This window comes from Nitrosospira sp. Nsp18, assembly GCF_900103145.1.
Classification (GTDB): Bacteria; Pseudomonadota; Gammaproteobacteria; order Burkholderiales; family Nitrosomonadaceae; genus Nitrosospira.
In genome coordinates this window covers 12,247-28,806 of sequence record NZ_FMWY01000015.1, presented here as the reverse complement: position 1 = coordinate 28,806, position 16,560 = coordinate 12,247, and the positions used below count along the sequence as shown (strand labels likewise).

The window sequence follows — 16,560 nt, the reverse complement described above, 5'->3', positions numbered from 1 at the left end:
TTTAGCCAGTCAGCTTTAGCTGCGACAATATGCTGCACAGAGGGAGATGTGGCATATGGTTACGGATACCAGTCACTCAGTTTTTCAAATTGAGTACCGCTTTGTCTGCGTAACGAAGTACCGGTATCAGGTACTGAAAAAGCCTTGCGAATATTCCGCCTATATTTGCGTCGCAGCTGTCCGTGCACTGCAGCAATAAATTGCTCTCGTTCAACTGCGGCGTTACTCCTAATTCTTTCTTTTATTTAAATAAAATGGGTAAAACCACCGTGTTTCGACGGTGATTTTAACTTTAAATGTGTTGACTCATGACATGCACGCCTATGTGCTGATGACCAACCAGGTGCATTTGTTCATTGAAAAAATGGATAAGGCCGGCGGCCAAGGGTAGAGACAGGCGGCCGGAACAATACCGCATAGTACCCTGACATTATGCGAAATAAGCTTACTCCGCTACCCGCGTGCGGTTAACCGATTACCACTGCCGGCGTAACCTCAAATTGGCCGTTCGGCACAATATCCACCAAGCATGAGTGGCCATAGGTGATGTTGTCAGAGCCGCCTGCGTCGACAAAATTGCTGGTCACCGGCAGGCCGCCTATGGTTGTCGCGGCGATAAGCGGGTCGGCCCCTAACGGCACATCGTTGCGCGTCTGCGCGAACAGATAGGTCGACCACATGCCGATTTCCTCGTCTGGCAGCAAGGTAAATTCACCCCGATAGGCACAGTATTTCCGCAGGTGCTTTACGGTGCAAATTTCCAGCAGTTCCGGCGATTCGTCATTGCCATGAAAAGCGACATGAGTTATGCCTGGAGCGGTGAGATGCAGGTTTGTGGGAGACGCGCCTGATGTGGTTGCGGTCCCCACCTCTGAGGCCCCGTTGAATGCCGTCATGGTCACCGATGCGTTGAACACGACACGACCTAACACCTCCTGTACCGGTGTCGAAAATCGTATGGTCAAGCCGGCATGCGGAAAAACCAGCGCGGGTGGTTCGGTCGCGCCCCGTTGCACAAAGCATGCGGTGTGGTCCTCAGGGTCAAAAATTATTCCACTGATACTGCGCGGATGCCGAAAACAATCGCCGGATTTTTGGTCATTGAAGGATATGCAACGCCGTACAGCTTGGCCACCCACCAGGCTATGGTTAGGGTTGTCAATTCTCGGCGCATTATCGATCTCCCAGGGTTTAAGGATGATTTTATAGGCCCGACGATGGCTCGGGGACAGCGCTGCTGCTGTCACAAAGTAATTTTGGCAGGTCTCTCGATTGAGTTCCGCTCCCAGCAGGGCGAAAAACACCACTTGGTTACCGCGCTGGTAGACAGGCCGGTCGGTGAGCAATTCCTGCATTTGCACGACGTGCAGGTTCGGCTTGGTCTCCGAGGCCGAGTATTCCAGTGTGCGCCTATCTGTTACCCGTTGGTATTTCCATTTCACGTCGAGGTTATACGGATACCCTGGTAGCGGTATCTCCGGATACTGCATCTCAACCGAAACGGTCTCACGCAGGGTACGCTCAGTAAGGTCGGGCACCGTTGCGTCCTGACCACGGCGATGAGGGTCAATCTGATCCGACAACGCTGCTGCGACGGCGGCAGCGGCAAAAACTCCGGCCGCTGCATCCACAATGGGATTATCGACAGGTCGATAGTGAAGTTGACCGTTGGGGCAACAGGCCGCACTGTCGATAGAGACTTCACTGTTCAGATAGAAGCGCGGCTGCTGCACTTCGTCTCCAACGTGACCGTCTCCATCGAACACCAACACGTGCTCGTTAGTCAGCCCGACGGGGCGACCATCATCCTGGGCAAACAGGATCATGGCTAGCGTACCGTATGCGTTCATATTCGCATTGCCCACCGCCATGCCGCCCGCGAGCGTATCGAACATCTGGCTGCGCGTCTCTTTTGTATCTACGGAACCCAGCGGCTTTCGGACTGCAGGAATCACATCAGTGGATATGCCCTCGATTTCACTGGGTATTAAAGAGTAGCCGCGATCCTGCAATAGCGCAGGCGCGACTTTCTCGCGGACGTAGAAGCCCAGAACGAGTTTCTGGGGTTGGACATATCCACCCTTGGTTTTAAGCGCGGGAACGATAGCAACGATGTTTGGGTTTGCCATCCACTGCGGAGCGATCCTGGCAATCATGGCTTCAAGTTGAGCGAATGAGCTGGGGTCAAGCGGATTCAAGTCAGACATTTTTCCTACTCCTGTTGTCAGCGTAGCTTGAGGTTGAGTGCGGCTAGCACGTCTTGGATGGGCGAAGTCCCCCCGTTCCCGGAATGGAGTAATCCAACAACCTGGTTCATTGTTGCAGGCTCTCGGGAAAGAACAAGGGAACCCGAATCTCCATGGTCGTCGAATAACTCCTCCCCAAATGCGGGATCCGCGCCAATGGTAAATTGGTTCCGCTGAAAAACCAGATCCGGGTGATTCGGGTCCGGCGTCGAATCATTGCCTCTGGTCTGCGTAAAGGGTGCAATGCTGCTGACGATGCCGTGCGTCAGGCCGGTGCGGGAGCCCGATTTGTACACCTTCTTCCCAACCACATCTGCCGCCGCCAGGCTGGGGAACGCAATCTGAGGGTCGATTGAGATCAAGGTATCTGTGCCGACGATGAAATTTGCATTCGGCTCACCCGTGATGGCGTCGAGGACTTGCTGCACGAACGGCCTGCTGTTATCCAGTTCTATCAGGCAGGCATCGGTAGTGGTCCGGTTGGAGACACCCACCGTGCCGATTTTGCGAGGGTGGTCGCCAACATTCCCCCATCCGGTTTTGTCGGCGACAATGGATTCCACGAGTCCGACCAACCAGGCGATAAGCGCGATGATCAGCAACACGATCTTCCACCATGGGTCTTGAAAGGCCAGCGGGCCGTGTTGACCGACAAAGCCGCCTTTGATTTCGACGCTGTAATCGAAGGCAAGCGGTAACCACATGCCGCCTGGCAGGCATACCCGCTGCCATCCACCGGAACCACCGCCACCACCACCCCCGCCGTCATTGCCGTGGCAATCCGCACCGACGAGGCATCTGCACAGTAGCGTAATCAACTCGCGCAGTATTTTCGGGTTGCAATTGCCTCCGTGCATCCCGCGCATCAGGCGAGTAATGTCGTCGCCCACTCTCGATCCGTTTGATCCACTTCCCGGCTTGAGCACGTTCTTACAAAGTTGCTGCAGCGCGACCGGGTCAACCGCCAGAGACTTGAGTGTCAGCGAAACCTTGCCTTCTGGTATATAAACCACGGATGTCCCTGTGCTGGGATCATAGTCGAGTTCAGCGATGAAGATAGTTCTGGCATTGTGTCGCATCGTATCGTCTGGGTCCGGGTCGCCCCCCAGGTTATGCAAAACAAACTCGACGGGCGGCTTGCCGCGTCGCGCGCCGCTCGCATCCACTAGAAAATAGACCGTGGTCTTTTCCCCGATCTGCAAAGGAGGTATACGGATTGCACGCCCCTGTACCATCTGCTGGGTAGCCGCCAGGTCGGCGGCAGTCCACGTGTCAACGACCATGATTCCGAACGATGCGAGCGTAGCCCGCCCAACGTTGGAGATATCAAACAGGAGTTCGTCCTGGAACGCTTCTCCCCAGGTGTTTTTAATTTCGACACCCATGTACTGCATTCCGTTGACGCCGAGAAAAACACCATCGGCGAACATTAATAAGGATTGGCCATCGATCGAGAAGGGGCGAAGGGTAATATCAAACATCGGACCGATCTTGTCTACTCGGATCACCAGGTCATTCGGGTCGGTATCGGAAGGGGTAAAGACATCCTTGGAACGAACGACTTGCGAGAGGTGTGCGCCGTTCTTCTGTAACGGATCGGGGAAAACGGCAGCGTTCTCCTGCCACCCGTGGGTGCCGTCATTATGTTCGATCGTCAGGTTCCAAAGAGCACCGTCCACGACCTGAGTCGAGCCCAGGACGCCCGCGATGATGCCGCCCCCGCTTGAAGCCCCGGTAATCGAAATACGTTGATCCCAGGCTGAATCCTTACCTATGACGGTAATCTGCCAGCGACCACGATATGCTTGCATGTTTATTCCCCCTGATGATGAATGGACTAACGCTAGCCCACTTGTTCATGGTGATTCAATATCAATGGCGATCAGGAAATGTCATAGTTGGATTGAGAGAAGCATTAAGGTGATAAAAGAACATTAAATTATTTGGTGCGACGTGATATAACATTGCCTACTTTTTTTTATAGCTCATATCATCGAAATAGCAAACCAGGCGCGCGACAGCGATCGGCGCATTGGAGCATGCGCGAGCTATCCAGCAATACGTTGAGCGGGAGAAAGCGCGCGAGAGCTTCAAACGGGAAGCCAATAACCTGAGTTCCTGTTCTCCGTCGATCTATTCGATTCCCTTTTCAACTCTGGAGTTGGCTACAAAAGACTAGGCTGGTCAAATCCCAGGTAGTACCTTTATATATGCATGCAAAAACTTACGCACCTTTGGCTAGATTTATAGATCAACTGCTCGACGCTATTTGCGTTGTTGATGGAGAGGGGCGTTTTATCTTTGTCAGTGCAGCATGCGAGCGCATTTTTGGCTATACACCGGAAGAAATGATCGGCAAGGTTATGTTGGAGATGGTGGTGCCCGAGGATAGAGCGAGAACTCTGCAGGCGGCCAATGAAATCATAGCAGGGCATCCCACACTTGATTTTGAGAACCGCTATATACGCAAGGATGGACAAGTGGTGCACATTATGTGGTCGGCCCGCTGGTCCGAAGCCGATCAGTTGAGGATTGCCGTTGCACGAGACATCACCGAGCGCAAGCAGGCTGAATCAATGCAGGCAGCGCTCTACGCCATTTCCGAGGCCGCGCATACTGCAGAGGGTCTACTCTCTTTGTTTCAGCTAATTCATCAAATAATCGGTAGGCTGCTGTCAGCGACTCATTTTTCCGTGGCAATGTACGATGAGAGCAATGATCAGCTGAGCTTTCCCTATTACACCGGTGACCACGACGAGGCGTCCGAGCTACAGCAAACAACCGTAAGTACGCTCTGCGCAGAAGTCATTCGCACCAGGAAGTCCCTGTTGCTGGGGCCCGGGTCGCTGGCTAGCCGTCCCCAGGAATTACGAGCTGTCAACGACAGCAATTTATGCTGGCTGATTGTTCCCCTAAACTCGCACAAGGGTACTATCGGTGCCCTGGTTTTGAAAGGCAACTCCGACGGTGCACGCTACACTGAAAAGGACAAGGAACTGCTGCAATTTGTTTCCACTCAGGTTGCGACCGCTATCGAGCGCAAACAGTTACACGCCCGACTGAAGCACATGGCGCAATACGACGGGTTGACCGGGCTGCCCAACCGAGGACTTTTATATGATCGCCTGAAAATGGCGCTGGCAAGAACACGACGTGAACAAGGACAAATGTCGCTGCTCTACCTGGACTTGAACAATTTCAAACAAGTCAACGACTCTTTGGGCCATGTTGCAGGGGATGAGTTGTTGCAGGAGGTTGCCAATCGCCTGAAGCGGTGCGTACGCCAATTGGATACTGTCGCGCGCATGGGGGGCGATGAGTTCGTGGTGCTGCTAGAAAACATCGAGTTGCCCGAGCACGCCTCGAATGTGGCCAAAAAAATCCGCAGTGCTGTCAGTCAACCCATAAAATTAGAGGGCCGCAGCCTCTGCATAATGCCGAGCATCGGGATTGCACTCTACCCTGATCATGGTGAGGAGGCGCAGCAACTTCTCAGATATGCTGACGAGGCCATGTATTTTGAGAAAAAGAACAGTGATAACCTCTTTGCAACTCGCGCTTATGACGGAGTCCGCATGGAATCGGCATCCTGAATGAGGGGCTTATCAGTGAGCTATCCGCGTTGGTACGACAAGAGCTGACGCTGAAACTTCGCCCGTCAGAGCCAAGAATTAGCATCTGACTCCGACCCAAGACAACTGCGCTCGCGCGTAGCGCACAGCCCGGACCCCTCGAAAAGGTTTTCAAAGAAAATTTCCCATTTCCCACTTGGCCTCGGGAAGAACCGGCAGACTTCCCCGCCTATCGCACATCAACCCCATTGCGGGATCTTGGGACGATCGGGTTCTGGCGTCACGGGATCGGTGCCCCGCAAACCTGGAGGCACATTGCTTTCGGCAATGCGCTCCCAGAAGCTGTCCAGTCCGTTTCCCTCGAACACGCGCGTTGCCTGGAAGAAACCGAATGCCGCGTTGCTCAGCATATGACCCGACTCATGCTCGAATGTAGCGGGGATAATTTCTCCGCCGACATAGCGTGATGTGTTCACGAAACTGAATGCGCCGAAGTTGAATGCTCTCCCATCCAGCTGGCCGACCCATCCCCCTACTGTGAAAATGTTTCCCGTTTTCCAGTCGACCTGCATATCCCGAATCCGTAGCGCATCCACTTGCCCGAAGGTGACCAAATAACCGACGACATTCAAGGCGAACAAGGTAAGACCAATCGCGTGGCCAGGCCAGCTCATCGGCATCAGGTAACTGGTCCAGCCGAGTATGCCCTGGTAGACATCGCTCTTAGCCACTGGCGGGATGACCGACAGGAAGGTGATAACGCCAAGAGCGGCGCCGATAATCGGCCCGAAGATCATGCCGCCGATCATAGCATTGGCTCCGGCGGTAAATCCGATCAGGGCGCCGCGCAGCGCGCCTTCCCAACTGCCATAGGCAATGCCGCCGACGACAGCGCCAATTGCAGCGCCTGCAAGCCCCGCAACTGCCGCATAAGCCAGGAGCGTGCCGAACCCGATCGCGGTCCCGACTCCGAAGGTCAGCACCGAAACGGCAACGACCGCCACCACCACGGCAATGGCGATGACAATCGCGCCCAGCACGTCCCAGAAGCCGAGCCCACTCGGGTCGACATAGCGCACCGGATTGTTGCCGGCGTATGCGTAAGGGTTCAGGCGCTTCGGTTCCTGGAGCCCCTGTTCCGGCTGGTACAGGTAGAGCGAGTCGGGGGAAATGAAGCGTCCCATCGTCGGCGAGTACCAGCGCGCGTTGAAGTAGTACAAGCCGATATCCGCATCCAGCCTTTTCGTCGCGAACGCTGGGGGCAGTGTACCGGACGGCGCAATGAGCACGCTCCCGAATGGGTGGAATGCGGTCTCGGTCAGAAGGTTACCATCCGCATCGGTATAGATGACCGCACTGCCCAGATGATCGTTGTGTATGAATACCGTCGTCCCGCCGGAGACACGGGCGACCGGCAGGTCTCCCGCCATTACCCAGCGTATGTCCAAACCATCACGCGACTCGAACAGGTTGTCAACGTAATGCGTCACTTCCATCGAACCGGCGTCGGTCGCTTCACGCCGACTTAGCACCCCTTTATGGTCGTAGAAAAAAGCGACATCCGCGCCGCTATCCAGTTGCACCCGCGCGAGCTGCTGCTTCACGTCAAACGTGAAAGTGCGCCCGGGCATGGACTCGACGTTGCCGTTCAGGTCGTATCCGAACAGATTAACGGGAGTAATGCCGTCGCTGTCTACGTAGCCGCTCAGCCGGTTGCTGTTGCCATTGTTTTCATACAAGAGCGGGTTGGGACTGATCAGTGGATTGCGAATAAAATTTGCCGCCGCGTCATACTCGTAGATATGCGAGTACCCTGCCGCCGGATCGGGACTGGAAGCCTCCAGCAGATTGTGAAACGCATCGTATCCGAAGCTCTGCGTCCGCACAAATCCCGGGGTACCGGGCCGCAGATCCTCGATTGACGCAACATTGCCGACCGTACTGATATCGTAACGGGTATGAAAGTATACGGCTCCGGTATCGGGCCGGAACGTTCGGATTTCCCGCAGCCGAAGAGAAGCCGGATCATAGCCGTATTCAGTCCGGACCCCGTTCTGATAATCCATTCCCGTCCGCACGCCAGCGGCTGTGTATTCGATTGCGTTCACACATCCCGGAATGCGCCGAAGCAGAAATCCCGAGTAATACTCGAAATCAATAGCGGCTTCATCGGGATAGGTCAACCGGGTCATGCGGCCGATGCGGTCGAATGAATAGGTCAGCGTCAGTGCTTCGGTCTGGCCTGGCGCCATGCGCGAGCGCTCGATGACATTGCCGCGGGAATCGTAGCTGTAGGTGGTCTCGCCGGCGGGGTCGATCGAGCGTGCCAACCGGCCCGTCAGGTTTGCGCCCGCCCCGGCGTCGTAGAAGTACGTTTCCGGCTCGGCTCCCCCATAAGCCGTCCCGATGATGCGATTCAGTTCATCGTAGCTGCGATTGATCGGCTCGCCAGCCCCATCCACCTGTAGCGCGAGGTTGCCGCCAGCATCATAAGCCAGCAGGCGATGGCCCGCATCCACATGATCGATCGAGATCTCCTGTCCCGTAAGATCGCGATTGATGCGGGTAAGGACCACCCCGCGTGGATCGGTGATCTGCCGCAAACGGCCGGTGGCATCAAGCTCGTAGCTGGTCGCGCGGACGGAGGTCTGGTCACGCTCTTCCACTGCCATTAGGCGGTACCAAGCGTCGTAGATTTCGCGCCGCGGCGTCCCGAACGATCCTGCCATGCCAGGGTCGTTATCCCCTGCATCCGAAAACAGCGTGTCGAACGTTCCATATTCCGCGCCGGATTGGCCGCCATCCGGATGCAAGGTACGGATTGCGCGGCCCAATGGGTCGAAGAAGAAGCTGCGCCGTGGCGCGGAAGGATCAGCTGAATACGGCTCGAACTCCAATCCTTCGGCATAGAAGGATTCAAATTTTTCGGCTGTTTTACCCCGGGCATTGGGAACGACCTGGCCGCTGACGGATACCATATCGCCGTCATGCTCGGTCCGGCGCTGGAACAGGGCTCCGGCCCCATCGAGATATTCGTTGACGGAAATGGTACGAGTATCACCCGTAAGGACGCGATAGTGGGCAGCGCGAAGCGCGGGCAGCGTCGTGGTCTCGTATGAATAGGTGACGGTGGGGATTGCGAGCGTATCGCCCGGCGCCGCTACCACCGCGATACGGGCCAAGGGGTCGTAGCGCGACTCGGTCACGCCGCCGTTAGGATTCACCATCCGCCGGGGCCTCGCTACCCGGAGATCATGCTCGACCGTCGCAACAAAACCTTTTGCATCAGTGATCGACGTGGCGAATAGACCGAACTCGTCGAAGGTGTAGAGCGTGTCGTTCCCGCGCGCATCCCGGCTGACTAGAACGTTGCCGCGCTCATCAAGGCTGATCCGTCTATGATCGTACAGCCAGGCGGGCTTGCCATCCTGATCCTCTCCGTCGTGATACTCCAACGCGGAAAAGTCAGGCTCATGGGCGCCATATGTGGACGCAGCCGCATCCTTGTGCAGCGCAACCTTTTCGGTGCGAGTGAGCAGCCCATTTGTGACCTGGCCGAGCGCCAGGCCCTGGAATGCGGCGCCGTCATAGTATTGGCGCACTTCGTTGAGTAAATTGCCGTCGCCATCACGCTGGACAATGCGGGAGACGCGGTCGCGAACGCGCCCTGCCAGGTCCAGCGCGTACTCGGCGTGGGTCGTAACAACGATATCGATAGGTACGCCTGCCCCTCCTTCCCCACTACGCTCTTCGCTTGTCACATTTCCGGATATATCGAAGGTGAGCAGGCGCCGCTCGATGCGGGCGCCGGGCGTGCGCTCGAACGTCGACGTGGTCGTCTCCTCAATGAAGGGGAACAGAACTCGCCGGCTATCCGGCAGCGTCTGCTCGACACGTACGGTCCATCGGCTCTCCTCCACTCGATAAGGGGCTGCTGCCAGCGGACCGCCGTCTTCTCCGAATATCTCCACCCGAAAAAGTTTGCGCTTCAGGCTACGCCGAAGCTCGGGATCTGGAACGGTTGGCCGCCCCGAGGCTTCAGTGTGGTAATGAAAGACAGTGCGACACGAAGGAATTGAGTCATCGCCTTCTTCAATCTGCTCGGATCGGCCGAACCCATCGAATTCACGCCGATGCCCGTCGTAATGGCCCTCGTGATAACGGTAGCGGGTCACGTTGTGCAGACCACTGATCGAATCATCGACGGTGACGGCGGAGACCACCTGCACAGGAAACGGAAGAAATGACGTCCATGGTTCCCCCAGTTCGCGGTCACGCGTCGCTTCTCCTGTCGAGGTGGTGTATTCGATGGCCGTGATGCGGCCAAGTCCGTTATCAATGCGCGAAAGCAGGCCGGGCTTCACATCGCCGGTGAAGTCAAGGTAGCGATAGTCCGGATACGGACTCGTCCACAAGATCCCCGCCGTTCCGGTTCCGCTCATGTCGGCGATTCGCAAGGTGTCGGCGCGCGAGGTTGGCGGGGTGTAGCGAATCGTCTGCGGAGCGCTGAACGAGTTCCCCGACTGATTGATCCAGTACGTTACCTCGTCATAACCTACAAAAACGACATCGGCCAGGCCATCCCCGTCGATATCGACAATGAACACTCGCGCCGGATCGAACGGATATGGGAATCTCGGCGCGGCGGTCATCTTGCGCGACTCGGAGAAGTGGCCTCCGCCGCGCGAGGGCCAGTATTCGAAATACCCGCTGCTGAATAACACCACATCCGCTAGTCCGTCACCATTGATGTCGGCAACACGGATGCGGGGATCGCCGGAAGATAGATTAGGAACCGGCGTCGGCAGGTCGTCTTTTGGCACCAGTCTCGGAGGTTTCCACCCTGCGGACCCCAGATTGTCGTATACCTGAAGACCGGTGCTACCGTCATGCACCGCGTCAACGAGACCATCGCCATTGACATCCATCAACTGCAGACCACCGGTTTCAAAAGCTAGCTGCGGTTGCCGCACGTACTGGTTGAAATCGGCAAAAGCGCCGGTTCCTTCATTGCGGTAGAAGCCGCTCAGTGTTCCGCTGCCGACCAGTACATCCGCCGCGCCGTTTCCGTCCATATCGGCAAATTGCACGCGATCTTCAGCGGTGGAGAAGACAGCCGGGAACTGCGGCAAGGAACGCGGTGGTCCCCACCTGAGTCCACCCGTATTGGACCAGTACCGTGCCACGCCGTTTTCAATCGACAAAATACCGGGCAGACCGCGGCCGTCCAGATCGATCAGTTCCAGGTTCGGCTGGTCGAGGCCGGGCGGCGCGGCGCCCGCTCCAGCCACGAATTTTCTCAAACGGCGGCTGGAGGGCGCAAATTCCGTATAGGAAAATTCGAGTGGTGGAAGTGCCGCCGACTCTCCCGTTTCCGGATCATGGCCCGAAAAAGTGACCGACCGAAGAAGCGACAAACCTGAGAAAGGCTCCGTATCGTATGACAGCGCCCACGTACGAACAGCGGCTGGACCGAGCGGGTCCACGTGAAGCGTGATACGTGAGCAGCGAAGGGCAGTGCGCAAATCAAAACCGCTGCGAAAATCCGAGAACAGGTCCGGGCGGGCCTCATATTCGAACCGGATCACATAGACGGCGTAGCGTATCTCATCGATATATCGCTGGCCTTGTTCCGTTCGATACCGGTAGGTAATGGTGTTGCCAGCGGTGTCCTCTGTGCGTTCGATAAGCCATGCGAACTCCCGAATCGTCCCATTATCGTCGAATTCGATCCTGCTCTCGGCCGTAGTCCCGAAGGTATGGCGCATGCCGGACTTCTCCGTAACCTGCCACCCGGAGGCCGTGCGACTGAACTGCTCGAATCCATTCTCGATTGACGCCCTGAAATTGCCAGAGCCTACGGGGAGGAGTTCCGTTTGTCCGGCGAACAGGAAGGTATCGTCGTCCGTGTAGGAGGGTGTGCCTCGAAACGTGCGGCGGCTGATGGCGGCAAAAGGCAGGGACCAACCCAAGCCCCAGGCGCCGTTCCCGGCGCCGGTACTGTAGCCGAGAGCCAGGCTGGGTTGAAAGTTTCGGATGCCCGGCAACAGGTCGAGCGGAACCCGATAGTTGCCGACACCGGAATTCAGGTCCGGCTGAAACGTCTCGCCGAGACCGCGAACGTCGCCGCCGCCGGCCGGATTGGATGCAGATTGACGATTGACAGGCGATTTGTTGGCCACAGGCTATCCTCTTATTTCAGAGATCGACGATGCGGAAGTTGTCGAAGTGTGCTCCCGCGCTGCCCCAGCAGAACAGCCCGGCACGCCCTGCGTTAGGTAGCGATGCATCCTGCCCTGACAATACCAGTTCGTCATTCAGGTACGCATTCAACTGGGTTCCACTGATGCGTACCTTCAACGCATAGCTTGTACCGGCGTCGTATCCGCGAGTCGCATCGAGCGCGGCGGTATCGAGTTCCTGGAATACGCCGGCGACCTTCTTGCCCATCCGCCGATAGTTGCGCTCCTGGTCCATCAGGAAGTAGTAGAAATTGTCCGCGTCCTGCCAGCGGAACACCACGCCAATACCATCTTTGTCTTCAGAGCTGACATCGACGGCCACGATGCAATTCTGGACTGCCGGCAGTGCGGCCGTTGCTTTCCGAACTAGGTAGGTACCGGGCTTGTCAGGTCCTGTCGCCCCGGCTTCAAACGCACCTCCATGGATATCCGACAGCTGATCAATGCGATGCGCCTCAGCATTGAAGACCCAGTCCGAGGGCGCCGACACCGTGGCTTGCGGATCATCGATAACATCAAAATCCGCAAGCGTGTCCGCATCGAAGCGATCCAGCAGCAACAGGTAGGGCTGACCGGGAATGCGGCGAGGAGTGAATTCGTACTCGGTCGTCATTACGATGTTTTGCACCTGCGACCATGCAAAGCCGGCATCGAACCGGGCCTGGTTCTCCGCCATCGGAATCGAAATCTTCCACTCCTGCAACCACGGTTTGCCGATGAACGCGTTAAGCGGGTTCGATCCACCCGTCGAAAGCGCGCCGTCCGCAGTCGTGGTCTGGGTGGCCGCAGTGCCATCCGCTCTGGATACCTTGACAATGAGGTTCCCCGGCTCTACGCCCTCGTCCGTTTCGATCAGGAAGGTGAGTTCGCGTACGCGCGGATCGGTATGATAAAAAGGAAGCATGGTCGATCGAAGCGTGAACGTCACCTCGCCGGTATCCTGGAACGCGAAGAACTCGTCAAAAAGCTCGTACCGGAGTGCGACGGTGCGGCGTCCGGCATTCATCTGCTCGACCGCGAGCTCTTCCAGAACCTTCGGCTTCAGGCTCGGATCAAAAAACGACTCGTAATAAAGTACGAGCTTTATGTCGGTAATGTAGTTCAGGATGATGTCGTTTGCCGCCGGATTGAGCTCGAAGATCCATGAAGTTGAGACCGGGCTGTGTTCGAAGATCCCCAACATCTCGACATCCGGCGTGAATATCAAAGCGTCCGCAGCGATACGATATTGCGACACCAGCAGCGTTTCCGGTTGTAGCAGCCGCATCTTGATCCCCCCTTTGCGCATGCGTGACAGGCATAGTCCGGTGTTGGTCAGGCTCGCGTGTATTCCACCACGGCCGATCAACCCTTCGACAATCACCTCGGCGCGCTTGATGCGCTGCAGGTAGGCGCCGGGGTAGTTCCGGTCGAAATCGCTCAGCTCGGTACGGAAACCCATGGTCCCCGTCCGCTGAAAATCGCGCAGGAATTGAACCGGGTAGCGGTCCGCCAGAGAGATGATTTCCTTCATCGGCTGTTTTTTCTCGCCGAGGATAATCCGCATGAAGGTAAACGAATCGATGTCCTGAAGCAGAAAATCGCCGCCCAGAAGACCGGCCAGGTCGTTCCGGTTGTACGAGGGTTTGATGATATTCACCGCTTTGCCCACCTCATACTCGTAAGCCTGTTCCATCAGCCGTGCTATCACGATAGCCTGGCTGAGGTATGACTGGGAGATCTGGCGAATCTCGTTCGCCAAGCGGTTCCAGAGGTCAGGCGTGAACTCCTGCGAGTCGAACAGCGCCAGTTGCTGCTCGGCCTGCTGCTTGCGAAGCGTGGCAATGTTCTTCTGGATATCGGCGGCCTCCTTTTGTTTGGTCGCAATGTCCACCTGCTCATCCGCGACTTTCTTCGCAGCCTCCAACTCGCTGATCCGGCGATCCATGTTGTTGAGCTCGAACTCGCGCGAGATCTCGCTCCGACGCTGTGTCAGCGTACGGAGCACTTCATCGACGCGGTGGGTTCCGTTCGAGATTCCATATCCCTCATAGCCGGAGAAGTCGTATTCGGTCGTAGGCGCGCCGACATACGTGATTTCGGAGTCCAAAGCCATCTCTTCGAGACTCACGTCTGCATATTCCGTTTTCAGATCCCTCGCGTTTTCGAGCTGCGTATTCGCGTAGGCCTGGTTCGCCTCGATTGCTTCCTTCTGTTCTTGCGCAATTTCAACTTTCTTGATCTCGAGTTGTTCGTTCGCCGCCTCCAGGTCGACCGCGTTTTGCAGCATGGAGCGCTGGAATTCCTCCTGCTCGGCGCTGGTCTTGAAATTGATGTAAGTCCGCTCCGCCTGAATCGCATGCTCGGCGAAATAGCGCGCGGTATTTTGCAAATAGTCGAAGCGAAATACAGGGACTTGCTCGCGGGCCAGGCTGAGCAAGGGAAAGTCGATCCCATCCTCGATGTTCTGGATGTTGAGTTTGGCAAGCAATACCACCGCTGCGATGGACGGGTTGTGCACTTCGGCATCCAAAGGCTGCGGCGCAGCGAGAATGGCTTGTACCTGTGCCGTCAATCCGTCGAACACCGGCGACTTGTAGAGCGCCGAGGCCGGATCCAGGATGGGGTCGGTCAGACGGACGATCTGTTCGTACCTTGTCCTGGCTTCGGCCTTTTCACCCGATTCAAACAGAAAATTACCCCACCTGGTGTATGCATTGGCCAGCTTCAACCAGACCATCGGCGCTTCAATGGCCTGGTTCAGGTATTGATAGTCGCGGGCCTTTTCGTACCAGGTAATCGCTTCTTCATAGTCGCCCAGTTCCAGATGACAATCGCCCAGACTCAACGGAATGGTGAAGCCGTAGGTGTGTGGAATATAGGCTATGAAATTGGTTTCGATGATTTCGAAAGTAGCGAGTGCCGCGAGCGTGCTTGCGTTGATTCGTGGCTGGTAGATGCTTGCTGTCAGGTTTGCGGCCGCATTGCCCTGCAGATCGACACTGATAGTCTGGTCGCCTTTGAAGACTCCGAACTGCTGTGCGGCGCTGGTGAGGGAAACTGCCGGTGATACGTTCAAATATTGGCTGGAACCTGACGGCGAATTAAGAATGAAGCCGAGTCCCTCACTACCCATCGGCCTCTGCATTGCGGTGGCTGTACCGGGGTTGAGTGGTTGCGAAAGCGTGCGCCCAAACGACAAGGGAACGGAGTCTCCCGCCGCCTGGAAAGCGGCGCCGGAACTACGCGCATCCCCGGCCAAGGCCGCCACGACACCGAGATTGTTGCTGATTGCCCCGAGTCCCGGAGTTTGCGGCGCTTGCCCGGCCGCTGCAGCGGCAGCTGCGCCGGGCGTTCCGGGTGCGACCACCGCGCCGGGCATGCCGGGTATGTTCGCCGGCTCAATACCCGCGCCTGTGCGCTGCGCAAGCAGGAATGCTTTCGCGAAACTGTCGCGAGCGTTATCAAATTCATTTTGCTGCACGGCCGCTATGCCGGACGCGACCATGAGATTCGACTCCAGTTCGCGGTCACGTCCCCCATTGAGTTCGAGCGCCTGCTGAATGATGGGCCGGGCTTCGGCGGTAGCTCCAGCCTGAAGATACGTCGAAGCTTGTTCATAAAGGACCGACGCAGACGATGCCACAACAGCGCTCCCCGTGCCACCGAACTTCTGCACGATGGACGAGATTTCCTGCGGGGGATTACCGGGCGCTACTATCGGACGGTCTGCGACGGCAGAGCGGTACTTTGCAACCTGAGCGGCAGCGGTAACCATCACGTCCGTCAGTTGCATCTGCTGGAGCACCGAGGTAGCGATTGCGGTGACGTTGACCGGGAAATAGGGATGAAGGAACTTGTGCAGCAGGGAGTAGGCTGTCTGATACTCACTCAGGGCGTTCTGGAACTCGTCCTGGAAAAAATAACGATGCCCGTTCGCGAGATGCCCCTGTACCTGTTTTTCCAGCGCCAACTTCGGATCAACTTCGGCTACTTGGAAGCCGAAAACCTGCGGGACGACTTTGTAGCTGTAATAATTGCTGAGGTACTTGGTTGCCATAGCTGGTTCCTCGTTGATCGGCGTGTTAAAAATTTATTTTTACTATAGGGAGCAAGCGGACAAGCGCACTTCGACTGCATATTTATATCTTCAAAGGGGTATAAAACATCCTTCCTTTGTTTTATAGATCACAGCATTAAAATAGCAAGCAAGTAGTGTCTGCGTTGCCTCAATAAAAAAGTAACCGAAGGAGTGTCCCAAGAGGATAGGTTGCCCCAAATTGCCGGTAACGGAATCGAGGCGGTATCGACATGCGTAAACGTGAGAAACGGACCGCTATCATCGGGCCAAAAAGGCTGACAAGGACACGATTAGGCGGGTTCTGTTCAGTCCGCGATTATCAGCGAGGTTCACGACCCCAAGCGGAAAACTGGTTTTTCACATTATGGGCGCGCCCGCCGAGTTCGAGCGACGCTGGTTTCTGAACGATCAAGAGCAGGGATATAGGCTGCCAGAAAACG

At 56.5% G+C, this 16,560-nt stretch carries 5 protein-coding genes; 1 reads left to right on the top strand and 4 read right to left on the bottom strand.

Annotated elements, in window-relative coordinates; all coding sequences use genetic code 11:
* Window positions 1–467 precede the first annotated feature (467 nt).
* Window positions 468–2,207, bottom strand: coding sequence for a hypothetical protein (locus BLS94_RS08385; RefSeq protein WP_090959573.1), 1,740 nt, complete (start codon window positions 2,205–2,207; stop codon window positions 468–470).
* Window positions 2,208–2,224: 17 nt separating this feature from the next.
* Window positions 2,225–4,057, bottom strand: coding sequence for a chymotrypsin family serine protease (locus BLS94_RS08380; RefSeq protein ID WP_090959570.1), 1,833 nt, complete (start codon window positions 4,055–4,057; stop codon window positions 2,225–2,227).
* A 399-nt stretch (window positions 4,058–4,456) separates the two neighbouring features.
* Between BLS94_RS08380 and BLS94_RS08375 the strand changes: the two genes are divergently transcribed.
* Window positions 4,457–5,839: a sensor domain-containing protein gene (locus tag BLS94_RS08375; RefSeq protein ID WP_090959567.1), complete on the top strand. Its 1,383-nt coding sequence runs from the start codon at window positions 4,457–4,459 to the stop codon at window positions 5,837–5,839.
* 218 nt (window positions 5,840–6,057) lie between these two features.
* Here the strand turns inward: BLS94_RS08375 and BLS94_RS08370 are convergent, their stop codons facing one another.
* A complete protein-coding gene (locus BLS94_RS08370) occupies window positions 6,058–12,000 on the bottom strand; it encodes a toxin TcdB middle/N-terminal domain-containing protein (protein ID WP_090959564.1) in 5,943 nt (1,980 codons plus the stop codon).
* Window positions 12,001–12,016: 16 nt separating this feature from the next.
* Window positions 12,017–16,099: a Tc toxin subunit A-related protein gene (locus BLS94_RS08365; protein ID WP_090959561.1), complete on the bottom strand. Its 4,083-nt coding sequence runs from the start codon at window positions 16,097–16,099 to the stop codon at window positions 12,017–12,019.
* Window positions 16,100–16,560 lie beyond the last annotated feature (461 nt).

What these genes read in the sequence shown, in the direction of transcription:
- BLS94_RS08380 (WP_090959570.1), bottom strand. Translation starts at nt 4,057, where the DNA reads ATGCAAGCATATCGTGGTCGCTGGCAGATTACCGTCATAGGTAAGGAT.
- BLS94_RS08385 (WP_090959573.1), bottom strand. Translation starts at nt 2,207, where the DNA reads ATGTCTGACTTGAATCCGCTTGACCCCAGCTCATTCGCTCAACTTGAA.
- BLS94_RS08375 (WP_090959567.1), top strand. Translation starts at nt 4,457, where the DNA reads ATGCATGCAAAAACTTACGCACCTTTGGCTAGATTTATAGATCAACTG.
- BLS94_RS08365 (WP_090959561.1), bottom strand. Translation starts at nt 16,099, where the DNA reads ATGGCAACCAAGTACCTCAGCAATTATTACAGCTACAAAGTCGTCCCG.